This is a genomic window from Flavobacterium chungnamense (genome assembly GCF_039539165.1).
In the GTDB taxonomy this organism is placed as follows: Bacteria; Bacteroidota; Bacteroidia; order Flavobacteriales; family Flavobacteriaceae; genus Flavobacterium; species Flavobacterium chungnamense.
In genome coordinates this window covers 162,240-189,222 of record NZ_BAABCS010000004.1, presented here as the reverse complement: position 1 = coordinate 189,222, position 26,983 = coordinate 162,240, and the positions used below count along the sequence as shown (strand labels likewise).

The following is a 26,983-nucleotide window of genomic DNA, read 5'->3' as shown; positions in this document are numbered from 1 at the left end:
TAAAAAAATCAATAGCTTACACTTATGAAAAAAATATTATTATTTGCCTTATTTTTAATTTCAACTATCTCATTTTCACAAAATATTCGTTTTGAAGGTGTTATTTTAGAATCTGGAAAAACACCACTTGAAATGGCCAATATTATGGCAGTTAATCAAGTTACAAAAGGTATGGATGGTTACGCGATAACCAATGACAAAGGAAGATTTGTTTTAAATTTAAAACCAAATTCAACGTACTTAATAAAGTTGAGTTACATTGGAATGGAAAACAAGCAAATCACCGTTGAAACCAAAACGGAGAATATCACACAAAACATTTCAATGGAACCAGGTGGAATCCAATTGGATGGTGTTGAAATTGTTCGTGAAATGCCAGTTTCAATCAAAGGAGATACGATAGTTTACAATGCAGATTCATTTAAATCGGGTACGGAAAGAAAACTCGAAGATGTCTTGAAAAAATTACCAGGAGTAGAAGTAAACGCCGATGGAGAAGTAGAGGTAGAAGGTAAAAAAGTAACCAAATTGATGGTAGAAGGAAAAGACTTTTTTGATGGTGATACCAAACTTGGTGTAAAAAATATTCCAGCAGACGCAATTGATAAAATTCAAGTACTAAGAAATTATAATGAAAATTCTATTCTAAAAGGTGTAGAAAACAATCAGGATAATTTGGCAATGAACATCAAACTTAAAGATGGTAAGAAAAACTTTTGGTTTGGTGACATGACTGCAGGTGGAGGAACAGCAGATGATAATAAGTATGATCGTTATTTAATAAATCCGAAATTGTTTTATTATAATCCAAAATACAGTATTAATTTAATTTCAAATTTTAATAATATTGGTGAATTACCTTTAACCATTCAAGATTATTTTAAGTTTACAGGTGGTTTTAGAAGCATGATGGCAAAAGGAGGTTCCAATTTTAATGTAGCTTCCAACGATTTAGGAATTTCATTATTAAGAAATAATCGTGCAAAAGAAATTGAAACTCAATTTGGAGCCACAAACTTTTCATACAATCCAACAAAAGCATGGACTTTAAGTGGTTTTGGTATTCTTTCTTCATCAATAACAGATTTAGAAACAAAGTCACAAACTAATTTTCTTCAGCCAAATTCTTCTAATGTTGCTTCAACAGAAAATAGAAATGAAATAGCGCATCAAAAAAGTAATTTAGCACTTTTTAAATTGAGTTCTAGCTACAAACCAAGTGCAAGATTTCAATTTGATTATGATATTTTATCAAAATTTTCTAAACAAGATGAAGACAATTCGTTGCTAAGACAATCTATAGTTGGTCCTTTGTCAAATACTGAAACTATTCTTACTGCAAAAAAACAAGATCCTAAATCTGTAAACCAGAATTTGAGTTTTTATTATACGCACAACGATAAAAATATTTTTGCTCTAGAAATGCAGCATTTATACCAAGATGAAGATCCTTTTTATAATGCTAATTTACAAACACAACCTTTCGGTTTTGCAGGTTATGTAGCAGGTCAAAATAGAAATGATATTAATCAAACACGTTTTGTTAAGACCAATAAATTAGATGCAAAATTAGATTATTACTACATGTTGACTCCAAAAAGTAACATTAATGTGACTTTAGGAAATACTTATTCTTACCAAAGTTTTGATTCTTCAATCTACCAAATGTTAGACAACGGAACCAAAAACATTTTGACAGATGCAAGTAATACCAATAGAGTAAATTATAATTTTAATGATGCTTTCTTAGGATTACATTACAAAATTTTAACTGGGAAATTCACCTTCACGCCAGGTGTAAGTTTGCACGCCTATAATATGACAAACAGTCAATTAGGTACAGATTTTTCTCAAAATTTCTTTAGAGTATTACCAGATTTCCTTGCATTGTATCAAATTAAAAAAGCAGAAACACTAACCTATAATTATGCCATAACTAATAGCTTTACTGATATTAATAAACTGGCTGAAGGTTTTGTTCTTAATGGATACAATAGTTTGTCGAGAGGAAGTAGAACGCTTGAGAATGCTACGCAGCAATCACATTCGCTTCGTTATTTTAAGTATAATATGTTCAATTTTGAGAATATTACAGGTTTTATTAATTATACTAGAACAATTGACGCAGTAAAATCGAGAGCAAATTTTATAGGTGTTAACCAAACTTCAACACCTTTCAATTCAGATTTTGCAGAGGAAACGTTATCTGGTTTTGGTAGTTATGGTCGTTCTTTCTTAAAAAATTACAAAGCATCTTTCAATACTAGATTAAATTGGTCAAAGTTTAATAACCAGCAAAATGGGGTTTTTGCAAGTGCAGATAGTTTTACTCAAGTTCATACGTTAACAGCATCAACAAATTATAAAAATTTACCAAATATAGAATTAGGATATTCTTATACAGTAAATGATTATAACAATTCTAAATTCTATACAGATAAGCCTTTTGTAAGATTGGATTATTATTTCTTAAAGAGTTTTTCTTTTGTTTCAGAGTATGAATTCTATCATTATTACAATAAGAACAAAACTGTCGAAAACGAATACGATTTTCTTTCAGCAAGTTTAATTTATCAAAAAACAAAAGATAGTAAGTGGGAGTATAAAATCGCTGCTACCAATATTTTAAATACTAAATCATTGAATGATGATAGTTTTTCTCAATTCTCTACTAGAACATCTCAATATACAGTTCAGCCAAGATATTTAATTTTTACTTTGAAGTATAATTTGTAAAATTTTTAGATTAAAAGATTAAAGGAGTTGTCAATGGCAGCTCCTTTTTTATTTGTAATTAAATGTTGTAAAATAATATCTAAAAATAGTTAGAAATAAAGTTTGTACATTATAATTATTAGTAGCTTTAATGCTTGAAATTTATATTTAAAATCAAATGAAAAATTACGTTACACTTTTGTTTTTTGTTTTCTCTTTTAGTTTGTTTTCACAAAACAATAAATTAGAAACAGGCGAGTATTCTTCGACAACTCCGGCAGCAGAATCGCTTAAGATGATTTTATCTGATAACAATAAATTTCATCTATCCATACTATCGGGAACTTATGAGGTTGTAAACGATTCAGTTTATTTTAAAACATCTTATGATGATACGCCAAAATTTGTTCTAGAATACTCAAATCCAAATCCAAAATCTGATAAAATTACCATCGATTTAGGAGAAAATTCATTTTATAGATTTTATAATGTTTATGTAGGAATTCAGAAAACTAGTGATACTGCAATAGAATATAAAACGATTAAGGAACTTTTAAATATCACAGATGATTTTGACTATGAAAGAAAACAATTAAGTTTTGAGATAGATAAATCTAGTTTCATATATTTTGTTGAAGAGAATTTATACAAAGAATCAGTTATCGAAAAATATCAAATTCCTAATAATGTATCTCAAATAAAAGTGACCTATTATTCAAATGATCTTGGAAGACTTAATTTAAAAGGATTTTATGACCAAACTAATAAAAAGTTAATCGTGGCTGAAGGGAAAATTCCTTTGAAATTTTCACTAAATAAAGATGTGAAAAAGGATGTTCTAAAAGAAAAACCAATTGAAAAACGGGTTGAAAAAGATTGGACCTATCCTGGAAAAAAAGAGATAAATAATTATGATACTGCTGTTGATACTGCTGTTGCTGTTGTAGATACTTCTTACGTGCCATCTTACATTTTTAAATTGAAAATTGACAGTAATTTAAAAGATGCTTTAAAACAAGCAAAATCCCATAAAAATCAATTTTTAGTTGTAATCAACAATCCAAATAGCAAAACATCATTATCTAGTTTTAATTCCTTCATAAAGAATTATGAATCTGAAGCTGGTTACAGCATGTATGATGGGTATGTTCCTGAAAATGATAGATTTATTTTTTATTTTACTTCTAAAAAAGATAAAGAAACATTAAAGAATTTAGGAGTTTTGAATAATGAAACGCTACTAGTTTTAAATTCAGAAGGACAAAAATTGTATGCGGGTAATGTAGATAATTATCATGATAGTTTTACCTATTATAATTCCTCAAGCACTTATTCGGAATTGATTGGTATTAATGCTAAGCTTAAGTCAGATGCAATGATTTCAAACAAAAAGGCAACACTAGAAGATGTTGAGAAACAATTATTAGAAGTTTCTAAACTAGAATTTTTACATAGTAATGAAGAAATCACAGATAAACCTATTGTTAATGAAGTAGCAGTCGATTCAACATTTTCTGTTTACGGTTTTGATATTTTTAGACAAAGAAAAAATGTTTATCAACTAAAAACTAAGCAAGATGTTTTAAAAGAAAAATGGTCTAAAATTCTTGAAAATAGATTGTTAGAAAAAGAGGTGAATTTTACAACCGTTGATATTATTCTAAGAGAATTTAATTATGATGGATTCAATAAAGCTTTATACAATTCATCTGAGCCAATTGTAATTCCAACCGATTTACAATCTATAAATTATATTAATAAACATTATAAAATTATTACTAACACAAAGTTTAACGATACAGTGGCAACCAATTATGATTATTACAATTTAAATTATACGCTTATAGGTGTTCTTGATAGGAATTCTGATTTAAGTAATAATCCTTCTAAAGAATATCAAACAAAGGTTTTAAAGTCATATAAAGATTTATTAACTATTACAAATAACAATCTTCTAGTTAAAAATAGTTATATGAATGCATTAAAGAGATCAGAATTTTTTGAAGAATTTCTTGTGCAGTATGAAGATTTTTTTAATACTATAGTTAAAGAAAACACCAATTTAATTGAAAATTTAGATAATGCTTACAAGCAAAATAACGAAGCCGGAATTGGTTGGAATGATTTTAAATATGAGTTTGCAAATAATGCAAATGAAGCCGCCTGGACAGTTGTAGAGAAAAACAAAGATGTGAATTGGGTAAAAAAAGCTATTTTTTGGAGCGAAACCAGTTTAAAAATCGAAAAAGATAATAGCTATTATTTAGATACTTTAGCACAACTTTACTATAAAAATGGTGAGAAAGAAAAAGCAATTGCAACAGAGTTAAAAGCAATTGAAAATATTAAAGATAATTCTACGGAACAAACCGAACAGTACAAGATTGTTCTAGAAAAAATGAAAACAGGAGCTTATTAAAAACCAAAAACCTGACTAAAAATAGTCAGGTTTTTTTTATAATTTCTTTTGAAATATTACAATCCAAAAGCAGCTTTTACTTGATCTACAAAATCTAATTTTTCCCAAGTGAATAATTCAACAGTAACCGTTTTAGGTGCTCCATTTGGAAGTTGAAACGTTTTAGTAACTGTTTCAGGAGTTCTTCCCATATGTCCGTAAGCAGCAGTTTCACTATAAATTGGATTTCTTAATTTTAAACGTTGTTCAATAAAGTACGGACGCATGTCAAATACTTTTTCAACTACTTTGCTAATTTCCCCATCAGTCATGTTTACTTTTGATGTGCCATAAGTTACTACATTAATAGAAGTAGGTTTTGCAACTCCAATAGCATAAGAAACTTGAACTAATACTTCATCACATAATCCTGCTGCAACTAAGTTTTTAGCAATATGACGTGTCGCATAAGCTGCTGAACGGTCAACTTTACTTGGATCTTTTCCTGAAAATGCACCACCACCGTGAGCACCTTTTCCTCCATAAGTATCAACAATAATTTTTCTTCCTGTCAAACCAGTGTCTCCATGTGGTCCACCAATTACAAAAACTCCAGTTGGGTTAATGTGATAAGTGATGTTTTCATTAAATAAATGAGCATATTGAGGATACTTTGCTTTGATTCTAGGAATTAAAATAGAAATCAAATCACTTTTAATTTTAACCAACATCTCATCATTAGCCTTGTCTTTGTCTTCTCTAGAGTTTGATAAAGGTTTAATAAAATCATCGTGTTGAGTAGAGATTACAATAGCATCAATACGTTGTGGTTTATTGTCATCAGAATATTCTAATGTTACTTGAGATTTAGCATCGGGACGCAAATAAGCAATTTCATTATTTTCTCTTCTTAAATTAGCCAATTCAATCAACAAAGCGTGAGATAAATCTAATGCTAAGGGCATATAGTTTTCTGTCTCATTAGTGGCATAACCAAACATCATACCTTGGTCGCCTGCACCTTGCTCTTCTTTGTTAGCTCGGTCAACACCTTGATTAATGTCAGCAGATTGTTCGTGAATTGCCGAAAGTATTCCGCAAGAATCTGCATCAAACATATATTCGCTTTTGGTATAACCAATTTTCTTGATTACATCTCTCGCAATTTGTTGAACATCTAAGTAAGTATTTGATTTAACTTCTCCAGCAAGAATTACTTGTCCAGTTGTAACTAAAGTTTCACATGCTACTTTTGATTCAGCATCAAATGCTAAAAAGTTATCGATTAACGCATCACTAATTTGATCAGCAACTTTGTCTGGATGTCCTTCACTCACTGACTCTGACGTAAATAAATAAGCCATAATATAATTTATTTTAAAATTAATTTTTGTGAAGAAAAAAGAAAAATTGCAAGTAAAAGCTAAAGAAGGGATTCTGCTTTAGCATTTTTTTAAGAGGTTGCAATCAGTTCAAATTTTTCCTCATTTATTTGTGTTGCAAATTTAGAAAAGTTTTTAAGTAAAAAAATATTTAATTGTTTTTTTTTATATATTTGTCTTTAATAAAATTAATAAATATACATACTATGATGAAAAAACTACTTTTATTATTGTGTTTTGCTCCTTTTTTAGGTCAATCACAAGTTGTTTACTCTTTTGGATTTAACGGAACAACAGCTGCAATGTTAACCGCTGGATGGGAAGTTACCAATCAAAGCTCTCCTGTATATACTGGAGCCCCTACTTGGAGTATCCCAGCAACTGCACCAACAACAACATTTGCAGGTGGTGGACAAGCTGGAGGAGGAACTTCTTTTGCTTTAATTAATTACACTAGCACAGGAACTTCTTCAACAGCAGGTACAGGAACTATTAGTAACTGGTTAATTTCTCCAGCAGTTGATGTGCAAAATGGAGATGTAGTTTCTTTTTATACTAGAATTGGTAGAAATGCAGCAGCTTTGTATGCTGACAGATTACAGTTAAGAATGAGCACTGCAGGTGCGTTTACTTCTTTACCTTCTGGAGGTGCTACTGGTTTAGGAGATTTTACTAATTTGTTAGTTGATGTTAATCCTGATTATGATTTAACTTCTTATCCAACAGCATGGGGTCAGTATACTTATACTGTTACAGGATTGTCTGGATTAACAAATGTTAGATTTGCATTTCGTTATTTTGTTGAAGACGGTGGACCTGGAGGTGCAAATTCTGATATAATTGGTTTAGATACTTTTTTAGTTGATAGACCAGCTGCTAATACACAAGATTTCTTTACAGGAAACTTTTCAATTCAACCAAACCCAGTAAGTGATGTATTCACATTAAATACTAAAAACGGAGTTGCAATTGAAAAAGTTGAAGTATTAGATATTAACGGAAGAATTGTTAGTCAAGTTAATGGGTCATCTACAGAAGCTTTACAAGTTAATGTTTCGGACTTAAATTCTGGTGTATACTTCGTAAGAGTACAATCAGATTTAGGTGTTGGGACATCAAAAATTATAAAAAAATAATTAAATATTTTTAATGTTTGATAAAAGGAGCTGCAAAGCTCCTTTTTTTATGGAATTATATCGTTATCGTAATATTTTTAAACATATTATACGTTTTTTTTGTAATTCTAATTTCTATGTCATTACTTTGTAGTGTTCATAAACTTATTGATTGTTATCACGAAAGCCCGAGGGAATAGACCCGATGAAAGCTTAGCAACCCTACACTGTAGAAGGTGCTACATTCTAGTTTAAAGTAAATTTAAGCAAAGATAACCACGAGATTTTCTTCTCACTTTCCATGATAACATATAATTAAACAACAGCAACTTTAAAAGTTGTGCTATTTATATGTCAAAAATAAACCAAGCAATAAAAGAAAGAATCCTAGTTCTCGATGGAGCCATGGGAACTATGTTACAACGCAACAATTTTTCTGAAGAAGATTTTCGTGGCGAACGTTTCAAAGATTTTCCTCATCCCTTAAAAGGAAATAACGATTTACTTTCAATAACACAGCCAGAAGCTGTAAAACAAGTCCACCGTCTGTATTTTCAATCAGGAGCTGATATTGTTGAAACCAACACTTTTTCTGGAACTACCATCGGAATGGCCGACTACCATATGGAAGATTTGGTTTACGAATTAAATTATGAATCGGCCAAAATAGCAAGACAAGTTGCCGACGAATTTACAGATAAACCACGTTTTGTCGCAGGTTCAATAGGTCCAACAAACAGAACAGCATCCATGAGTCCAGATGTGAACGATCCAGGATTTCGTGCCGTTACTTTTGATGATTTAAAAATTGCCTATCGTCAACAAGTAGAAGCTCTAATCGATGGTGGTTGCGATGTTTTATTAGTAGAAACTATTTTTGATACATTAAATGCCAAAGCTGCACTTTTTGCCATCGAAGAAGTAAAAGACGAGAGAAATATTGATATTCCTGTCATGGTTTCAGGAACTATTACAGATGCATCAGGTAGAACACTGTCTGGTCAAACGGTCGAAGCATTTTTAATATCCATTTCACATATTCCATTATTAAGCATCGGATTCAATTGTGCACTTGGTGCTGATCAATTAAAACCTTATTTACAACGTTTGGCTATGAATACACAATTAAATATTTCAGCACATCCAAACGCAGGTTTACCAAACGCTTTCGGGCAATACGACCAAACACCATTAGAAATGCAAACTCTTATAAAAGAATATCTAAAAGATAATTTAGTAAACATTATAGGCGGATGTTGTGGTACAACACCAGAACATATCAAAGCAATAGCAGATGTTGCCAAAGATTTCAAACCAAGACAAATTTTAGAAACAATATAATGACGGAAGTAAAGAACAAATATCTAAAATTATCAGGATTAGAACCTTTAATCGTAACACCTGAAACTAATTTTGTTAATGTTGGTGAGCGAACCAATGTCACTGGTTCACGTAAATTTTTACGATTAATAAAAGAAGAAAAATACGAAGAAGCACTTTCTGTTGCCAGAGAACAAGTAGAAGGTGGCGCTCAAATTATAGATGTCAACATGGACGAAGGAATGTTGGATGGCGTTTATGCTATGACCAAATTCTTGAATTTAATTGCTGCAGAACCAGATATTGCAAGAGTTCCAGTAATGATTGATAGTTCCAAATGGGAAATCATCGAAGCTGGATTGAAAGTCATTCAAGGAAAAGGTGTAGTAAATTCTATTTCTTTAAAAGAAGGAAAAGAAGTTTTTGTACATCATGCCAAGTTGATAAAAAGATACGGAGCAGCTGTAATCGTAATGGCATTTGATGAAGATGGTCAAGCTGATACCTATGAAAGACGTATCGAAATTTGCAAAAGGAGTTATGACATTTTGGTTGATAAGGTTCATTTTCCAGCAGAAGATATCATTTTTGACCCAAATATCTTTCCAGTAGCAACAGGAATGGACGAACATAAATTGAATGCTTTAGATTTTTTCAGAGCCAGCAAATGGATTCGTGAAAATCTTCCTTATGCCAACATTTCTGGTGGTGTGAGTAATGTTTCATTTTCGTTTAGAGGCAATGACAAAGTGCGTGAAGCAATGCATTCGGCTTTTCTTTATCATGCCATCAAAAACGGTATGACTATGGGAATTGTAAATCCTGAAATGCTAGAGATTTACGATGAAATCGATCCAATTTTATTAGAGCATGTAGAAGATGTTTTGTTGAACAGAAGAGATGATGCTACAGAAAGATTATTAGATTTAGCAGAAAGTTTCAAAGGTGATTTCAAAACCAATGAAAAAGCAATTCAAGAATGGAGAAATAGTTCTGTTCAAGAAAGATTGACACACTCTTTAGTAAAAGGAATCGACGAATTCATAGAAATAGATGTTGAAGAAGCGCGATTAAATTCGGAAAAAGCTATTGATGTTATTGAAATTAATTTAATGGCAGGAATGAATGTCGTAGGCGATTTATTCGGAAGCGGAAAAATGTTTTTGCCTCAAGTAGTAAAATCGGCTCGTGTTATGAAGAAAGCCGTTGCTTATTTACTTCCGTTTATTGAAGCACAAAAAGATGGAAAATCTTCTTCAGCAGGAAAAGTATTGATGGCAACTGTAAAAGGTGATGTGCACGATATCGGAAAAAATATTGTAGCAGTGGTTTTGGGTTGTAATAACTTTGAAATCATTGATTTAGGAGTTATGGTTCCTCCAGAAAAAATTATTCAAGCAGCCGTTGAACATAATGTAGATATTATTGGACTTAGCGGATTGATTACGCCATCCTTAGACGAAATGGTTTATTTAGCAAAAGAGTTAGATAAATTAAATATCAAAATTCCAATAATGATTGGTGGAGCAACAACTTCACGTGCACACACAGCAGTAAAAATTGCTCCAGAATATAAAGAAACAGTAGTTCACGTAAACGATGCTTCGCGTGCAGTAACTGTTGCAAGTAATTTGTTGCAAAACGAAACGAAAGTAGAATATGCAAAAACCGTTCGAGAAGAATATGACAAACTTCGTGAAGGTTATTTAAGTAGAAGCCGTGACAAAAATTATCTTTCCATTGAAGAAGCAAGAAAAAATAAATTCCAATTAAATTGGGATAATTTTAATCCATCAAAACCAAATTTCATCGGAACAAAAACTATTGAAGTTGAACTTTCTGAGTTAGTAGATTTCATAGATTGGACACCATTTTTTCAATCGTGGGAATTACACGGAAAATTTCCAGCGATTTTGACAGATGAAGTTGTGGGCGAACAAGCCACAAATTTATTTGATGATGCTAAAAAGATGTTGCAACAAATAGTCACTGAAAAATGGCTAACTGCTAAAGGAATTATGGGAATTTTTCCAGCAAATACAATTAACGATGACGATATCGAACTAACAACTGACAACCGACAACCGATAACTTTTCTAACTTTAAGACAACAATCTCAAAAAACAGCAGGTGCACCAAACATTGCATTAGCCGATTTTATTGCACCAAAAGATTTAGGGAAACAAGATTATATTGGATGTTTCTGTGTAACCACAGGTTTTGGAGTTGATGAAAAAGCATTTGAATTTGAAAAACAATTAGACGATTATAATTCTATTTTGGTAAAAGCTCTTGGCGATAGATTGGCCGAAGCTTTTGCAGAATATTTGCATTTGAAAGTTAGAAAAGAAATTTGGGGTTATGCTTCTGAAGAAAACTTGAGTAATCAAGATTTGATTGATGAAGAATATAAAGGCATTCGTCCAGCGCCAGGTTATCCTGCTTGTCCAGACCATTTAGAAAAACCAACCATTTGGAAATTGCTTAATGTAGAACAAGAAATAGGAGTAACCTTAACCGAAAGTATGGCAATGTGGCCAGCAGCATCGGTTTCTGGATATTATTTTGCAAATCCAGAAAGTAAATATTTTGGATTAGGGAAAATAAAAGAAGATCAAGTTATTGATTATGCAAAACGAAGAGGCATTTCAACAGAAATAGCAACCAAATGGCTTGCACCGAATATAGCAGATTAAAAACAGTTGTCAGTTATCAGTTGCAAAATCAACAGAATAGCAGATAACCGACAACAGACAACTAAAAATTATGAAAGTAACTCAACACATAGAAAATGCCCAAGGAAAACCATTGTTTTCATTCGAAATTCTGCCACCATTGAAAGGGCAAAATATTCAATTTATTTATGACGGAATTGATCCTTTAATGGAATTCAAGCCGCCATTTATTGATGTAACATATCATCGTGAAGAATATGAGTTTAAAGAATTACCAAGTGGACTTTTGCAAAAGAAAATCGTAAAAAAACGTCCTGGTACAGTTGGTATTTGTGCCGGAATTCAGAATAAATATTCAGTTGATGCTATTCCGCATATTTTGTGCGGTGGATTTACTAAAGAAGATACTGAAAATTTGTTGATAGATTTAGATTTCTTAGGAATTAATAACGTTGTAGCTCTTCGTGGTGACGCTTTGAAAAACGAAACCTATTTTAAACCCGAAAAAGAAGGAAACGAATACGCATCTGAATTGGTAACTCAAATTAATAATCTAAACAAAGGAATTTATTTAGATGAAGATTTACAAAATTCAGCTTGTACTAACTTTTGTATTGGAGTTGCAGGTTATCCAGAAAAGCACATGGAAGCGCCAAGTTTGGATAGCGATATTCATTTTTTGAAAGAAAAAATTAGAAACGGAGCCGATTATATTATTACACAAATGTTTTTTGATAATAAAAAATTCTTCGATTTTGTAGATAAATGCAGAACAGCTGGAATTACAGTGCCAATTATTCCTGGGTTGAAGCCTATTGCAACCAAGAAGCAGCTGAATTTAATTCCACATCGTTTTTCTTTAGAATTGCCAGACGATTTGATTATGGCAGTTGTAAAAGCTAAAGATAATGATCACGTAAAACAAATTGGTATTGAATGGTGTATTGAGCAAAGTAAAGAATTAGTGGCGGCAGGAATTCCAGTTTTACATTATTACTCTATGGGTAAAGCTGAAAATATCAAAGCTATTGCTAAAGAAATTTTTTAATTAGATTCAATGTGGTTGTACAATTGTGTAAAAGCAATTGCCGAAATTATAATAAATAGTATTATAAAAACGAGTAAAGAGAGCATTATTGTTACAGAAGTCTTGTAATATTTTGGTTTGTGTTTTATTAATAGATAAACTGCTATTGAGTTTAAAATAGATATAGTTAAAAACCAAATTAATAAAGCTGAAACAGAATCAGAACTAATAAAGAATAGAAAAGCAATGATTTCAATAGTCATTAAAACCACTAAATTTTCATTTATTTTATTTGGGTTTATTATCATCTTTTTTGAACAAATTTAGTTTTTAATTTAGATTTTGCAAAAGACATATCCTAACTAGCCCTGATTATCTCACTTTGATTTTATTTTTATTGGTATTCGATGAATTTCATTTATAAAGAAAAGATTGAAACGAAAAGCAGGAATTAGGATTTCAAAAATTCCCAAACCATTCGCTCTAAATCAAAAAGATTTAATTCTTTAACTTATTCTGTTATATTTGTGCGAATTAATTTTTTAAAATGAGGAGATTTTACTATCTATTTTTATTGATTTCTTTAGGTTGTTTTTCGCAAAATAATCAAGATACTCCTGCAATAAGTGTAACTTATTTTAGAGCTAATGTTCTACCGCATACTCCAGATTTAGAACATCTTAAAGGTCATCCAAGTGGTGTAATGGTAGACTTTGTAAAACAAACTCATGGCAATAGCGAATGGCATGCAGCATACAATTATCCAGAGTATGGGGCTTTTTTTCTTTATCAAAATTTTAATAATCCCTATATAGGAAGTAATTATTCAGTTGGAGCCTTATATAATTTTTATTTTCTGAATAGAAATGTAAAGTTGCTTTTGTCTCAAGGAGTTGCGCTTACAACTTCACCTTATGATAAAGTCGAAAACAGTAAGAATAAAGCTTTTGGTTCAAAAATACTTGCCAATACCAACCTCGGCCTTTTTTACAAAAAAGAAAATATTATTGATAAGTTCGGAATTGAAGCAGGAATTCTTTTCACACATTATTCAAATGGTAGAACGAAATCTCCAAATAGTGGAATAAATACTTATGGTTTAAATCTAGGAATCAATTACAATTTTGAGAAATCAAAACCAAATAGTGTTGATTCAACTTTAGTTAAAACAGATTATAAAGAGCCTATAAAATACAATTTAGTTTTTAGATCAGGTGTTAATGAAAGCGCTGTTATTGGAAGTGGTCAACATCCATTTTATCACATAAGTGTTTATGCTGATAAAAGATTAAATAGAAAAAGCGCCATTCAATTTGGTACAGAAGTTTTTCTTACTACTAGTTTTAAAGATTTTATTAAATATAAATCTATTGCTTATCCTGAATTAAATTTAGATCCAAATACAGATTACAAAAGAGTTGGAGTTTTTATAGGTCACGAATTGTTTGTTAATAGAATTTCACTCGAAGCTCAAATAGGATATTATGTTTATGATCCATTCAAAAATGAAATACCTATTTATGATAGAGTAGGAATGAAATATTATATCACCAATAAAATTTTTGCCGGATTTACAATAAAAACCCATTTGTTTCTTGCCGAAGCATTGGAGTTTGGAGTTGGCGTTCGTTTATAAAATAATTATAACATGAAGAAAATAATAATTGCAACAGTATTATTTATAGCATTAATCTCCTGTGAAAAACCAAGTGATTGTATTGAATCTGCTGGAAATACTATTACAAAAATTGTAGAAGTAACACCATTCACAAGAGTTGAAGTTTACTCTGGAATAGAACTTATCATAACTCAAGGCACGGAATACAAAGTAGAAATTGTTACTGGAGAAAACATAATTGAAAACATTGAAGTTAAGCAAGAAGGTAATATTTTGAAGCTTAAAGAGAATTCGTCTTGCAACTGGGTTAGAGAATACGGACAAACGAAAGTTTATATAACTGCGCCCAACATAGAAGATATTTATTCTAAAAGTGATCGAAAAATTTCATCTAATGGTGTGCTTACTTATCCTATTTTAAGATTATTTGCATTAGATAAAGATGGTGATGGAAAAGAAGGCGCTGGTACAAGTGATTTTTATATTAATGTGAATAATAGTCAGTTAGTTATTGAAAATAATAATGTTGCTAGATATTTTATTTCGGGAAGTACAAACCAAGCATTCTTTAATTTCTATGCTGGAGATGGTAGAATTGATGCTCCTAATTTAACAGCACAAACAATCAAAGTTTTTCACAGAGGTTCTAATGATATGATTGTAAAACCAATACAAAGTATTGTTGGGAAAATGGTAAGTACAGGAGATATAATTCTAAAGAACAATCCGCCAATTGTAGATGTTGAAGAATTATATCAAGGACAAGTTATTTATAATTAGAAGTCAAACCAGCTTTTCACATCAAACATATTTACTAAATTCATTTTAATAAATATTACATAAAATGAAAAGGCTAAAAACGGTAATCTGTAATCTAAAAACTGCAATATGAATACTATTTATTAGCTGTTTTTTCTCTAAAAATCTGTTCTAAATTTTTACTTTTCAAGGTCAATTGAAGTGCACGTAATCCATTTTCTTGAGCAAAGTCAAAAACTGATGAACGTTTGTCTTCTTCAGTTTTAAAAGTTAATTCCCAAACTTTATCGTGTGTATTCTTGAATGATTTTAGATCTGATAATTTTGAAAATAAAGCTTCGTTAATTTCTTTATCAAATTCTACTTCGATAATTTGTTCCACAACATCTGAAACCAATTTGTCTAGTTTTTTATCGGTTACAATTTTTCCATTGTTGATGATGATAACTCTGTCGCAAATCGCTTCCACTTCTTGCATAATATGTGTAGAAAGAAAAACGGTTTTGTTCTTACCAACGTTTTTAATCACATTTCTAATTTCAACCAACTGATTTGGGTCTAAACCTGTTGTTGGCTCGTCCAAAATTAAAACATCTGGATTATGTAATAAAGCGGTTGCTAATCCAACACGCTGACGATAACCTTTAGATAATTGTCCGATTTTTTTATGACTTTCAGAAGATAAACCAGTCAATTGGATTACTTCTTCAATTCTGGATTTAGCAACTTTATAAACATCAGTATTAAATTCTAAATATTCACGAACATATAAATCCAAATACAACGGATTATGCTCAGGCAAATACCCAACCGATTGCTGCACAGCTTTCTGATTTTCATTTACATCATTACCATTTACTGAAGCTTTTCCTTCATCAGAATTGATGTAAGTCGTCAAAATTTTCATTAAAGTAGATTTCCCAGCACCATTCGGACCAAGGAAACCAACAATTTCACCTTTTTTCACAGAAAATGAAACATTGTCTAATGCTTTTTGAGCACCATAACTTTTCGAAATATTTTGAACTTCTATTGACATAACTTGATATTTGTAGCAAATGTAAACAGAAATATTTTTGATTTATTGTTTTTCTCATCACATTAGTTATTTTTTTAAATATCATTTCTATATTTACTAATTATAAAGTTAAAATAACTCATGAAAAAACTAATGTTATTAATGTTCTTGTTTGGATTGTCAGTTCAAGCGCAAGAGAAACCAAAAATCCTAAAGGAAGAAGTAACGAGAATCGAAACCGAATTAGCTTCCGATAAAATGCAAGGAAGAGCAATTTTTACACCAGGAATAGATTCTGCTTCGGTATTTATTGAAAAAGAATTTGCCAAAGTTGGGCTATCGTATTTTAATGATTTAAAAAATTACCGACAAGAATTTATAGCTAAAGGTAAATCGGCTAATAACGTAATTGGAATACTTCCTGGAAAATCTAAACCTGATGAATTTGTTATATTTTCTGCTCATTTTGACCATTTAGGAATGGATGATTCTGAAAGCGACAAAGTATTTAACGGCGCTAATGACGATGCTTCTGGTGTTACAGCCGTTATTGCTTTAGCCAAATATTTTAAAGAATTGAATACAAACGAACGCACCATTATTTTTGTAACATTTACAGGTGAAGAAGTTGGTGGATTTGGTTCCAGATTTTTCTCTAAAAATATGGATGCCGACAAAGTAGTGGCAATGTTCAACATAGAAATGATAGGAACAGAAAGCAAATGGAATAAAAATTCAGCTTACATTACAGGATTCGAAAAATCTGATTTTGGAGCTATTTTGCAAAAGAATTTAAAAGGTTCCAATTTCAATTTCTACGAAGATCCATATCCAAGAGAACAACTTTTTTACCGATCAGACAATGCGAGATTAGCGGCTTTAGGAGTTCCGGCGCATACAATTTCAACTTCCAAAATGGATTCTGAACCTAATTATCATAAATTGAGTGATGACGTTTCAACGTTGGATTTAGACAACATGACCGAAATTATAAAAGCAATCGCCATCAGTTCAGAATCTATCATCAAAGGAATTGATACACCGACAAGAGTGAAAAAGCTTAGAGGAAATTAAGTTTCACGAAAACGTTTCCGTAAGTTTTTTTTAAATAAATTATACTTGTGTAACATTTTTTGTTACTTTAGCGAAACATAATTAACAACAATGATCACAATTTTCACTACATATTATAACAATTTCTCTTATTTCTTTTTTTGGAAGAAACAGGGATTGTTATTGTGTTATGTAAAAAAGTAAATTATATAAAAACATAAATAGTAATCCCGATGCAAATCGGGATTTTTTTTTGACCAAAAATGAAAGAAAAAATAGCCATACAAGGAATTAAAGGATCGTTTCATCATCAAGTTGCCCTAGAATATTTTCGAGAAAATGTTGCCATTGATGAATGCTTGTCGTTTGAAGCACTTGCTGATAGTTTGATAAACAATAAATCGCAATTGGCGGTTATGGCTATTGAAAATTCTATTGCAGGTTCGATTATTCCAAATTATGCTTTGATTGATAAGAATAATTTCCACATTATTGGCGAATATTATTTAGATATTATTCAGAATTTAATGGTTTTAAACGGACAAAATTTAGAAGAAATTCAAGAAGTTCATTCCCATCCAATGGCGTTGTTACAATGTATGGATTTCTTAAAAAAACATCCAAATATCAAATTAGTAGAAGATAAAGATACAGCCGAAACAGCAAGAAGAATTCATCAAAATCAATTAAAAAATATTGCCGCTATTGGAAGTAAAGTTGCTGCTGAATTATACGATTTAAACATAATAGCACCAGAAATTCAAACTGTTAACAATAATATGACTCGTTTTTTTATCATTAGTAAAGAAAAAGGTCAAGTAAATAAAGAAGAAATCAATAAAGCATCCATAAAGTTTGAGTTAGACGACACACCAGGAAGTTTAGCAACAGTTTTAAATGTCATGACCAATTGCAAATTAAATCTAACCAAAATCCAATCAATGCCCATAATTGAAACGCCTTTTCAGTATTCATTTTTTGTAGATGTAGTTTTTGAAAAGTACAAACACTATGAAAAAGCTGTTAAAGTTTTAGAAATAATGACTAATCATTTTAAGGTTTTGGGAGAATACATATACAAAAAGCAATAACAAAAATCAAATTAGTTGACAATATCAATTTCAAAGTTCAATTAGTCAGAATTTTAAGATTTTGAATTTGTGATAATTCTTGTAATTCGTGGCAAAATAAAATGATACAAACAGCAAAAAGACTAGAAACCGTTCAAGAGTACTACTTCTCAAGAAAATTGAAAGAGGTAAGACAACTCATGTCAGAAGGAAAACCAATCATCAATATGGGAATTGGAAGTCCCGATTTGGCTCCACATTCGTCGGTAATTGAAGCCATTCAAAATGCTATGTTTGATCAAAAAGCACATGAGTATCAAAGCTATCAAGGTTTGCCTGAATTACGTCAAGGTTTTGCTGATTTTTATGCAACTAATTTTAATGTAGAATTAAATTCAAATACAGAAATTTTGCCATTAATGGGTTCGAAAGAAGGAATCATGCATATTTCATTAACTTTTTTGAATGAAGGCGATGAAGTTTTAATTCCAAATCCGGGTTATCCAACTTATGCTTCAGTAACGGGATTGATTCAGGCAAAAGCAGTTTATTATGATTTAAGAGAAGAAAATAATTGGCAACCTAACTTTGAAGCATTAGAAAAAATAGATTTGTCAAAAGTGAAACTGATGTGGGTTTCTTATCCACACATGCCAACAGGAGCAAATGCAACTTTAGAATTGCATCAAAAACTAATCGATTTTGGAAAAAAGCATTCTATATTAATTGTAAATGACAATCCATATAGTTTTGTTTTGAACGAAAATCCGTTGTCAATTTTTCAAATAGAAGGTTCAAAAGAAATTGCTTTAGAATTGAATTCATTGAGCAAAACATTCAATATGGCAGGTTGGCGCGTTGGAATGGTTTCAGGAGATGCTAGTTTAATTGATGCTGTTTTAAAAGTAAAAAGCAACATGGATTCGGGAATGTTTTACGGAATTCAAAAAGGAGCAATTGCAGCATTAAAATTAGGAAAAAATTGGTTTGAAAGTCAAAATGAAATTTATACCAAAAGGAGAAAATTGATTTTTGAATTGGCTGAAAAAATGGATTGTACTTTTGATAAAAACGCAGTCGGAATGTTCGTTTGGGCAAAATTACCAGTCGGAATTCAATCAGAACAATTCATCGATAATTTATTATATGAAAAGCATATTTTTCTAACACCAGGAACCATTTTTGGCAGTAACGGTGAAGGATATATTCGATTTTCATTATGTGTGAAAGAAGAAAATATTCTTGAATCAATTAAAAGATTTTAGATATGAATATTTATATAATAGGAATAGGATTAATAGGTGGTTCAATGGCATTAGACATCAAATCAATTTATGATGATGCCACCATTTTCGGAATTGATGCCAACGAAAAACATCTTGAAGAAGCAATAAATCTTGGAATTATTGACCAAATAGCAACCGAGAATGATTTAATTAACGCAGATTTAGTAATCGTTGCTGTGCCAGTTGATGTTGCTTTAGTAATTTTGCCATAGATTTTGAATAATGTTGGAGAACAAACCTTGGTTTTTGATGTTGGTTCAACCAAAAATCCAATTTGTGAAGCAATTGAAAATCATCCAAAAAGGAGAAATTTCATGGCTTGTCATCCAATTGCAGGAACCGAATTTTCAGGACCAAAATCAGCAATTAAAGGATTGTATGATGGAAAAACAAACATCATTTGTGAAGTTGAAAAAACAACCTTCAAATTGCAGAAAAAAGCAATGGATTTGTTCAAAAAACTCGGAATGCGTATTCGATATATGGATTCAAAATCGCATTATAAACATATCACTTATGTTTCACATTTATCGCACATAAGTTCGTTTATGCTAGGGAAAACAGTAATTGAGAAAGAAAAAGACGAACAAGATATTTTTGACATGGCAGGTTCAGGATTCGAAAGCACGGTTCGTTTAGCCAAAAGTTCACCAGCCATGTGGACACCAATTTTTAAACAAAACAGAAAACATGTAATAAAATCGTTAGAAGAATACATTCAAAACTTAACTAATTTCAAAGATTTATTAGAAAACGATAATTTTGAGGAAGTTTATAATGAAATGGAAAATACGAATAGAATTAAAGAAATATTGAAATAGATAATTGAGACAAGAAGAAAGATGCAAGATTAATTGTTTAGTCTTTTCTCTTCATTCTTGCTTCTTTTCTCTCAAATTAAATAAAATGGAAAATATCAAAGAAATGAGAACGTGGTTGAATAATTTCAATTTGCCACATCCTTTAGTAATCGCTGGACCTTGTAGCGCAGAAACCGAAGAACAAGTTTTGAAAATCGCTCGTGAATTGAAAGATTCAAAAGTGTCAATTTTTAGAGCTGGAATTTGGAAGCCAAGAACGCGTCCTGGAGGATTTGAAGGCGTTGGTGAAATTGGATTAAAATGGTTACAAAAAGCAAAAGCCGAGACAGGTTTGCAAATGGCGGTTGAAGTTGCTACTGCTGCTCACGTGAAATTAGCTTTAGAACATGATATTGATGTGTTATGGATTGGTGCGCGCACAACAGTAAATCCGTTTGCAGTTCAAGAAATAGCGGATGCTTTACAAAATACTGAAAAGATAGTATTGGTGAAAAATCCTGTAAATCCTGATTTGGCTTTGTGGATTGGTGGTGTTGAACGTTTGTATAATGCCAATATCAAAAACCTGGGTGTAATTCACAGAGGATTTTCGACTTATGAAAAGACAAAATATCGCAACAATCCAGAATGGCAAATTGCAATTGATTTTCAGAATAAATTTCCAGATATACCATTAATTATTGATCCATCACATATTACTGGAAATCGCGACATGATTTTTCAAGTTACGCAAGAAGCATTGGATTTGAATTATGACGGAATGATAATCGAAACTCATATCGATCCTGATAATGCGTGGAGTGATGCTGCACAACAAGTTACGCCAACACGTTTGAAACAGATAATTTTTGATTTAACTATCAGAAAAGAAACTGATGAAGCTGACGAATATCAAACAAGATTAGCAAAATTAAGAAGTAAAATTGACGAATTTGATGCTAAATTATTAGATGTTATCGGAAAAAGAATGAAAGTTTCTGAAGATATTGGAGCTTTGAAAAAAGAGAAAAACGTAGCTGTTTTACAAAACAAACGTTGGAACGAAATTCTAGAAAAAATGGTCAATGACGGAAGTCAAAAAGGATTGAGCGAAGAATTTATCATTCAATTTTTCAAAGCTATTCATCAAGAGAGTATAACGCATCAGGAGAAAATATTTAATTCGTAAGATTTTTGAATGCTGATTAACGATTTTTGATTTTTGATTTGTTTACTTTTGCATAAATCTGAATTCAAAATTCGTTAATCTTCAATCGTTAATGACAGGACTAGTTTATAAATCTACAGGAAGTTGGTACACCGTTAAATCTTTGCAAGGAGATTTCATGGAATGTCGTATAAAAGGTAAATTCCGAATAAAAGGTATTAAAAGTACTAATCCTATTGCGGTTGGTGATATTGTTGATTATGAACTTGACGAATCTTCAGATACTACAACAGGAGTTATAAATAACATTCATGATAGAAAAAATTATATCGTTAGGAAGTCAGTCAATTTGTCGCATCAAATGCACATCATTGCTTCAAATTTAGATTATGTTTTTCTGTTAATTACCATTAATAATCCGCCAACAACGTTCAATTTTATTGACAGATTTCTAGTTACTGCCGAAGCTTATGGAATTGAAACTATTTTGGTTTTTAATAAAATAGATACTTTAGACGATGTGACTTTAGACGAGCAATTATACATGCAACATGTTTACCAACAAATTGGATATAAATGTTTGCGGGTTTCTGCTAAAGAAAGTAAAGGTATTGAGGAACTAAAAGAAATAATGATTGGAAAAACAACCATGTTTTCAGGTCATTCAGGTGTTGGAAAATCAACTTTAGTTAATGCTTTAGAACCAAGCTTACATTTAAAAACCAAAACTATTTCTAAACAAAGTATGCAAGGTCAACACACTACAACTTTTGCTGAAATGTATGATTTATCTTTTGGAGCAAAAATAATTGACACACCAGGAATCAAAGGTTTTGGAATTGTCGATATGGAAAAAGATGAAATAAGCGGTTATTTTCCTGAATTTTTCAAACTAAAAGACCAATGCAAATTCAATAATTGTTTGCATAAAGAAGAACCAAAATGTGCCATCAAGGATGCATTGGAAAAAGATGAAATCTCTTGGACACGCTATAATAGCTATCTAAAAATATTAGAAGGTGATGATGAAAATTATCGCACCGATATATACAATGAAGATAGAATTGCAAGTGATGAAACTAGGAATAAATAGGAATCAGTTTCTGGTTTAAAAACTTCAAAAATCAAAAATTGTTAATCTTCAATCGTTAATAATAATGAAAGCAGTTTTACAACGTGTATCAAAAGCATCAGTTGAAATAAACAGTAATATAGTAGCGAATATTAGTTCTGGACTATTGATTCTAATCGGAATTGAAGAATCAGATTCAAGCGAAGATATTGAATGGTTAACTTCTAAAATTGCTAATCTTCGCATTTTTGGTGATGAAAACGATGTGATGAATTTATCATTAAAAGACACTAATGGCGATATTATTATTGTTAGTCAATTTACTCTTCACGCGCTAACCAAAAAAGGAAATCGACCATCATACATTAAAGCAGCAAAACCAGAAATTGCTATTCCAATTTACGAAAATTTCATCACTCAAATGGAACTAGAAATTGGAAAAAAAGTGCAAACTGGAAAGTTTGGAGCAGATATGAAAGTTGCACTTATAAACGATGGTCCAGTGACAATAATTATTGATACAAAAAATAAAGAGTAAATATTGATTTTATTAAATAAATTCTTATTTTTGATTAAATACTTTAATCTATGAAATTCAAGATTTGCTTAATTTTTATTTGGCTTGCTATTCATTCTTTAAATGCTCAAACTGCTTACACTTCAATATTAATTCCTGATAACTTAAAAGAAAATGCTAATAGTGTTTTAAGATATCAATTGATTGACATAAATATTGCTTCACAAAAGTCAATGACTGTTAAAAAGAAAAAAGTTGTGACTGTTTTAAATAAAAGAGGTCAGAATAATGTTGATGCCATTGAGTTTTATGATAAATCCAATAAAGTAATAGCTATTGAGGCAACTATTTACAATGCATTTGGTAAAGAAATAAAAAAAATTAAAAGGAAAGATTTTATAGACCAAAGCGTAGCTGATGGTTTTTCTATTTATAGTGATGATAGAAGGATTTTTATGGATTATACTCCTGTTGAATATCCATATACCGTAGTTTTTGAAAGTGAGTCTCAAACTTCTAATACGGCTTTTATTTTTCCATGGAATCCTATAGATGACTATTTTGAAAGCGTCGAAAAATCTGAATTTAAAATTTCATATCCTTCAAATTTAGGTTTCAAATACAAAGAAATGAATTTTGAGAATAGAGTTATAAATAAAATCGAAAAGGAGAATTTTTTATCCTATTCAGTCGAAAATCTATTTGCCGAAAAACCAGAAGATTACTCACCTTCATTTCAAAAAATTTTTCCAATAGTAATTTTTAGCTTAGAAAGGTTTAATCTTGAAGGAGTAGAAGGGAATGCTAAAAATTGGGAAGATTTTGGAAAGTGGAGATACAAAACATTGCTTGCAGATACAGAAGAACTATCAGATGAAACTAAAAACAAAGTTGTTTCGTTAGTAGGAAATGAAAGTGATCCTATTAAAAAAGCTAAAATTATTTATAAATATGTTCAAGATAAAACTAGATATGTAAGTATTCAATTAGGTATTGGTGGTTGGAAACCAATGCTGGCAAAAGATGTAGATAGACTTGGTTATGGAGATTGCAAAGCACTTACAAATTATACGAGGGTATTATTGAAGGCCGTTGGTGTTGAATCATTTTACACTGTGATTTATGGCGATACAAATAAGAAAGATTTTGAAAAAGATTTCGTTTCGATGCAAGGAAATCATATTGTTTTAGCTTTACCTAGTGAAGATAAAATGATTTTTTTGGAATGCACAAGTCAAGTTGATCCGTTTGGATATCAAGGACGTTTTACCGATGATAGGTATGCATTATTAATAAAACCAGAAAAAGGTGAATTAATTAAAACTAATGAATATAACGAAAAAGTTAGTTCTCAATTATCAAAAGGAAATTATTCAATTGATCAGGGAGGAAATTTGTCTGGCAATATTATCATTAAATCTAAAGGAATTCAATATGACGATAAATTTAGATTAGAATCATTATCTAAAGAAAAAATCGATGAACTTTATAAAGACTATTTTTCTTGGATTAATAATCTTAAAATGGAAAAGATTAAATTCCACAATGATAAAGAGAATATAGAGTTTACAGAAGATTTGCAATTTAATGCTATAGGTTATGGAAATAAGAACGGAAATAGTATTATGCTTCCAATAAATGTATTTAATCAAAGTTCAAACATTCCACAAAGATATCGTAATAGAAAAAATCCAGTTGAAATTTCCAGAGGATTTTTTGATGAAGACGAGGTAGAAATTAATCTACCAAATGGCTTTTTATTGGAAGCGAAACCAGATAATTTTTCATTAGATGATAAATTTGGTACATATAAAATGGAACTAATAGTCGTTAGTCCAACTAAACTTATTTACAAGCGCTCTTTTCTCCTCAAAAAAGGATTTTATGACAAATCTGAGTATGAAAACTATAGAAAGTTTAGAGAACAAATAGCCAAAATTGATAATTCTAAAATAGTTATAACTAAATTATAAAAAATGAAAAAAAACTTATTAATAATAGCTTTTCTTTTTATTGGAATTCAAATTAATTATGCCCAAAAGAAAGAGTTGGGAAATGTAACAATAGAGGAGTTAAAAGAAAAAGTTCATCCTAAAGATTCTTCAGCTGTCGCAGCGGTATTATTTGAAAAAGGGAAAACATATTTCGAATACAATCAAAATGAAGGTTTCGTTTTGATAACTGAGGTAGATGTTAAAGTAAAAATATACAAAAAAGAAGGTTATGATTGGGCTAATAAATCAGTAAGATTTTATGTTGGTGGTTCAGCAAAAGAGAACGTTTCATTCTCAAAATCAGTAACTTATAATTTAAATGGCGAACAAATTGAAAAAACAAAATTAAAAAGTGAAGGAGAGTTTTCAGAAAATATTAATAAGTTTTGGTCTCGAAAAAAAATCACCATGCCAAATGTTAAAGAAGGTTCCATTATTGAATATAAGTATACAATAAAGTCGCCATACATATCAACTTTTCCCGAATGGAGTTTTCAACAAAGCATTCCTGTAAATTCTTCGGAGTATGAAACAGTTATTCCAGAATATTATGTTTACAATGTTTACAGAAAAGGAAGTTTGCAGCCAATTGAAAGAAAAAATTCTTCAACTAAAACTGTTTCTACAAGTGACAGAAATTTAGTTCGAAGTGGTGCCGCAATAAAATATGAGCGTTCAACAGATTCATTTAATTATATCGAACAACAAGTTGTTTATAAGTTGGAAAATATTCCAGCATTAAAAGAAGAAGGATTTGTGAATAATATTGATAATTACAAAACTAGTGTTTATCATGAATTGTCTCAAAAAAGATTGCCTCAAGCTGTTGCTGAGTTTTACTCTACAACATGGGAAGATGTAACCAAAAAAATATATGAAAATGAAGATTTTGGTGATCAATTAAACAAAGAAAATTATTTTGAAGAAGATTTAAAAAATGTTGTAAAAGATTTAGAAAATAGAGATGAAAAAATAGCAGCAGTATTTAATTATGTACAAAACAGAATGAATTGGAATAAATATTATAGCTATTCTTGCGATGAAGGTGTAAAAAAAGCGTATCAAGATAAAACAGGAAATTCTGCAGAAATAAACTTAATGTTAATTGCAATGTTACGTCATATTGGTTTAGATGCTAATCCAGTATTAGTTAGTACACGATCTAATGGGATTTCAATATTTCCAAGTAGAACAGCTTTTAATTTTGTTATTGCATCAGTTACAACAGATAATGGAATTGTTTTATTAGACGCAACAAGTAAAATATCTTCACCTAATATTCTACCACTCTATGATTTGAATTGGTTTGGAAGAATGATTAGAAAAGATGGAACATCAGAACTCGTAGATTTAATGCCTAAACTAGTGTCAGATGATGTTGTTAATATGCTTGTTAGTATTGATAATCAAGGTCAAGTTTCAGGAAAAGTTAGAGAGCAGTATTTTGATTACGCTGCGTTAAATTATAGAGATAGATATTTAGGATTAAGTAAGGATAGTTATTTAGAGAATTTAGAAAAAAGGCATGAAGGTTTGGAAATTGCAGATTTTGAATTGACTAATGATAAAATTATTAATGAACCAATAATCGAAAAATATTCAATAAAAAGTAATAACCTAACTGAACAAATTGGCGATAAGATTTATTTTGAACCATTACTTCATTTTACACAATCTGAAAATCCATTCAAACAAGAAACAAGACAATATCCAATTGATTTTGCATTTCCATTTAAAGATAAATACATGGTAAACATTACCATACCTCAAGGTTATCAAGTAGAGAGTATACCAAAATCAGCATCATTTGCAATGGCTAACAATTATGGAAGTTTTAACATGTCAATATCAAACACTGATACACAAATTCAAGTTGTTGTTAATTTTATTATTAATGCTTCAATAATTCCATCAGAAGATTATGATACATTAAAAGAATTTTTCAAGATTGTAATTGATAAGCAAAAAGAAAAAATAATCTTGAAAAAAATCTAAT

Annotated in this window: 19 protein-coding genes, 1 pseudogene and 1 riboswitch; of the genes and pseudogenes, 17 read left to right on the top strand and 3 right to left on the bottom strand. The window is 30.5% G+C overall.

The window, feature by feature from the left end:
* Positions 1–24: 24 nt before the first annotated feature.
* Together ABD771_RS03100 and ABD771_RS03095 are read left to right on the top strand one after the other, a co-directional pair.
* Positions 25–2,736, top strand: a complete 2,712-nt coding sequence (locus ABD771_RS03100) for a carboxypeptidase-like regulatory domain-containing protein (RefSeq protein ID WP_345090510.1) — start codon at positions 25–27, stop codon at positions 2,734–2,736.
* Positions 2,737–2,893: 157 nt separating this feature from the next.
* Positions 2,894–5,134, top strand: a complete 2,241-nt coding sequence (locus ABD771_RS03095; protein WP_345090507.1) for a hypothetical protein — start codon at positions 2,894–2,896, stop codon at positions 5,132–5,134.
* Between the two features lie 56 nt (positions 5,135–5,190).
* Here the strand turns inward: ABD771_RS03095 and metK are convergent, their stop codons facing one another.
* Positions 5,191–6,477: a methionine adenosyltransferase gene (metK, locus tag ABD771_RS03090; RefSeq protein ID WP_345090504.1), complete on the bottom strand. Its 1,287-nt coding sequence runs from the start codon at positions 6,475–6,477 to the stop codon at positions 5,191–5,193.
* 224 nt (positions 6,478–6,701) lie between these two features.
* Between metK and ABD771_RS03085 the strand changes: the two genes are divergently transcribed.
* The 4 genes from ABD771_RS03085 (at position 6,702) to metF (ending at position 12,653) form a co-directional block, all read left to right on the top strand.
* On the top strand, positions 6,702–7,631 hold the full coding sequence (locus tag ABD771_RS03085; protein ID WP_345090501.1) for a T9SS-dependent choice-of-anchor J family protein: 930 nt from the start codon (positions 6,702–6,704) through the stop codon (positions 7,629–7,631).
* 151 nt (positions 7,632–7,782) lie between these two features.
* Positions 7,783–7,889, top strand: a riboswitch (SAM riboswitch).
* A 72-nt stretch (positions 7,890–7,961) separates the two neighbouring features.
* The gene (locus ABD771_RS03080; RefSeq protein ID WP_345090498.1) at positions 7,962–8,951 is read left to right on the top strand and encodes a homocysteine S-methyltransferase family protein; all 990 of its coding nucleotides are present in this window, start codon (positions 7,962–7,964) and stop codon (positions 8,949–8,951) included.
* Positions 8,951–11,626: a methionine synthase gene (gene metH / locus ABD771_RS03075; protein ID WP_345090495.1), complete on the top strand. Its 2,676-nt coding sequence runs from the start codon at positions 8,951–8,953 to the stop codon at positions 11,624–11,626. The genes ABD771_RS03080 and metH overlap by 1 nt, the downstream gene beginning before the upstream one ends.
* A 70-nt stretch (positions 11,627–11,696) precedes the next feature.
* A complete protein-coding gene (gene metF, locus ABD771_RS03070; protein WP_345090492.1) occupies positions 11,697–12,653 on the top strand; it encodes a methylenetetrahydrofolate reductase [NAD(P)H] in 957 nt (318 codons plus the stop codon).
* On the opposite strand, the gene ABD771_RS03065 is transcribed toward metF, so the two are convergent.
* Positions 12,650–12,940, bottom strand: coding sequence for a hypothetical protein (locus ABD771_RS03065; RefSeq protein ID WP_345090489.1), 291 nt, complete (start codon positions 12,938–12,940; stop codon positions 12,650–12,652). The two genes, metF and ABD771_RS03065, sit on opposite strands and share 4 nt — an antisense overlap.
* A 239-nt stretch (positions 12,941–13,179) precedes the next feature.
* On the opposite strand from ABD771_RS03065, the gene ABD771_RS03060 reads away from it, so the two are divergent.
* Both ABD771_RS03060 and ABD771_RS03055 read left to right on the top strand, forming a co-directional pair.
* Complete coding sequence (locus tag ABD771_RS03060; protein WP_345090487.1) at positions 13,180–14,268, top strand: acyloxyacyl hydrolase; 1,089 nt, start codon at positions 13,180–13,182, stop codon at positions 14,266–14,268.
* Between the two features lie 12 nt (positions 14,269–14,280).
* Positions 14,281–15,030 (top strand): head GIN domain-containing protein, encoded by a 750-nt coding sequence (locus ABD771_RS03055; RefSeq protein WP_345090483.1) that lies wholly within the window; start codon positions 14,281–14,283, stop codon positions 15,028–15,030.
* Positions 15,031–15,145: 115 nt separating this feature from the next.
* Here ABD771_RS03055 and gldA read toward each other — a convergent pair whose 3' ends face one another.
* Positions 15,146–16,048 carry a gliding motility-associated ABC transporter ATP-binding subunit GldA gene (gene gldA, locus ABD771_RS03050; protein WP_345090480.1) on the bottom strand — a complete coding sequence of 301 codons (903 nt, stop codon included), beginning with the start codon at positions 16,046–16,048 and terminating at the stop codon, positions 15,146–15,148.
* 120 nt (positions 16,049–16,168) lie between these two features.
* Here gldA and ABD771_RS03045 point away from each other — a divergent pair, with 120 nt between their 5' ends.
* From ABD771_RS03045 to ABD771_RS03005, 9 genes and pseudogenes are all read left to right on the top strand, one after another.
* Complete coding sequence (locus ABD771_RS03045) at positions 16,169–17,101, top strand: M28 family metallopeptidase (RefSeq protein ID WP_345090477.1); 933 nt, start codon at positions 16,169–16,171, stop codon at positions 17,099–17,101.
* 242 nt (positions 17,102–17,343) lie between these two features.
* Entirely contained in the window at positions 17,344–18,171 is an 828-nt protein-coding gene (locus ABD771_RS03040; RefSeq protein WP_345090474.1) for a prephenate dehydratase, read from the top strand.
* Between the two features lie 101 nt (positions 18,172–18,272).
* The gene (locus tag ABD771_RS03035; protein ID WP_345090471.1) at positions 18,273–19,415 is read left to right on the top strand and encodes a pyridoxal phosphate-dependent aminotransferase; all 1,143 of its coding nucleotides are present in this window, start codon (positions 18,273–18,275) and stop codon (positions 19,413–19,415) included.
* 2 nt (positions 19,416–19,417) lie between these two features.
* A pseudogene (locus ABD771_RS03030) lies at positions 19,418–20,257 on the top strand (prephenate dehydrogenase).
* Positions 20,258–20,342: 85 nt separating this feature from the next.
* Positions 20,343–21,425 carry a chorismate mutase gene (locus tag ABD771_RS03025; protein WP_345090468.1) on the top strand — a complete coding sequence of 361 codons (1,083 nt, stop codon included), beginning with the start codon at positions 20,343–20,345 and terminating at the stop codon, positions 21,423–21,425.
* Between the two features lie 91 nt (positions 21,426–21,516).
* A complete protein-coding gene (gene rsgA / locus ABD771_RS03020) occupies positions 21,517–22,497 on the top strand; it encodes a ribosome small subunit-dependent GTPase A (protein ID WP_345090465.1) in 981 nt (326 codons plus the stop codon).
* A gap of 64 nt (positions 22,498–22,561) precedes the next feature.
* Positions 22,562–23,014, top strand: a complete 453-nt coding sequence (gene dtd / locus ABD771_RS03015) for a D-aminoacyl-tRNA deacylase (protein ID WP_345090462.1) — start codon at positions 22,562–22,564, stop codon at positions 23,012–23,014.
* Positions 23,015–23,064: 50 nt separating this feature from the next.
* On the top strand, positions 23,065–24,966 hold the full coding sequence (locus ABD771_RS03010; protein WP_345090458.1) for a DUF3857 domain-containing protein: 1,902 nt from the start codon (positions 23,065–23,067) through the stop codon (positions 24,964–24,966).
* A 3-nt stretch (positions 24,967–24,969) separates the two neighbouring features.
* Positions 24,970–26,982 carry a DUF3857 domain-containing protein gene (locus ABD771_RS03005; RefSeq protein WP_345090453.1) on the top strand — a complete coding sequence of 671 codons (2,013 nt, stop codon included), beginning with the start codon at positions 24,970–24,972 and terminating at the stop codon, positions 26,980–26,982.
* Position 26,983: the final 1 nt, after the last annotated feature.

Bases quoted from the DNA above. Each gene is read 5' to 3' on its own strand.
- gldA (WP_345090480.1), bottom strand. From the start codon at position 16,048: ATGTCAATAGAAGTTCAAAATATTTCGAAAAGTTATGGTGCTCAAAAA.
- ABD771_RS03080 (WP_345090498.1), top strand. From the start codon at position 7,962: ATGTCAAAAATAAACCAAGCAATAAAAGAAAGAATCCTAGTTCTCGAT.
- ABD771_RS03045 (WP_345090477.1), top strand. From the start codon at position 16,169: ATGAAAAAACTAATGTTATTAATGTTCTTGTTTGGATTGTCAGTTCAA.
- rsgA (WP_345090465.1), top strand. From the start codon at position 21,517: ATGACAGGACTAGTTTATAAATCTACAGGAAGTTGGTACACCGTTAAA.
- ABD771_RS03060 (WP_345090487.1), top strand. From the start codon at position 13,180: ATGAGGAGATTTTACTATCTATTTTTATTGATTTCTTTAGGTTGTTTT.
- metF (WP_345090492.1), top strand. From the start codon at position 11,697: ATGAAAGTAACTCAACACATAGAAAATGCCCAAGGAAAACCATTGTTT.
- ABD771_RS03010 (WP_345090458.1), top strand. From the start codon at position 23,065: ATGAAATTCAAGATTTGCTTAATTTTTATTTGGCTTGCTATTCATTCT.
- ABD771_RS03035 (WP_345090471.1), top strand. From the start codon at position 18,273: ATGATACAAACAGCAAAAAGACTAGAAACCGTTCAAGAGTACTACTTC.
- dtd (WP_345090462.1), top strand. From the start codon at position 22,562: ATGAAAGCAGTTTTACAACGTGTATCAAAAGCATCAGTTGAAATAAAC.
- ABD771_RS03040 (WP_345090474.1), top strand. From the start codon at position 17,344: ATGAAAGAAAAAATAGCCATACAAGGAATTAAAGGATCGTTTCATCAT.
- ABD771_RS03005 (WP_345090453.1), top strand. From the start codon at position 24,970: ATGAAAAAAAACTTATTAATAATAGCTTTTCTTTTTATTGGAATTCAA.
- ABD771_RS03095 (WP_345090507.1), top strand. From the start codon at position 2,894: ATGAAAAATTACGTTACACTTTTGTTTTTTGTTTTCTCTTTTAGTTTG.
- ABD771_RS03100 (WP_345090510.1), top strand. From the start codon at position 25: ATGAAAAAAATATTATTATTTGCCTTATTTTTAATTTCAACTATCTCA.
- ABD771_RS03065 (WP_345090489.1), bottom strand. From the start codon at position 12,940: ATGATAATAAACCCAAATAAAATAAATGAAAATTTAGTGGTTTTAATG.
- ABD771_RS03025 (WP_345090468.1), top strand. From the start codon at position 20,343: ATGGAAAATATCAAAGAAATGAGAACGTGGTTGAATAATTTCAATTTG.
- ABD771_RS03055 (WP_345090483.1), top strand. From the start codon at position 14,281: ATGAAGAAAATAATAATTGCAACAGTATTATTTATAGCATTAATCTCC.
- ABD771_RS03085 (WP_345090501.1), top strand. From the start codon at position 6,702: ATGATGAAAAAACTACTTTTATTATTGTGTTTTGCTCCTTTTTTAGGT.
- metH (WP_345090495.1), top strand. From the start codon at position 8,951: ATGACGGAAGTAAAGAACAAATATCTAAAATTATCAGGATTAGAACCT.
- metK (WP_345090504.1), bottom strand. From the start codon at position 6,477: ATGGCTTATTTATTTACGTCAGAGTCAGTGAGTGAAGGACATCCAGAC.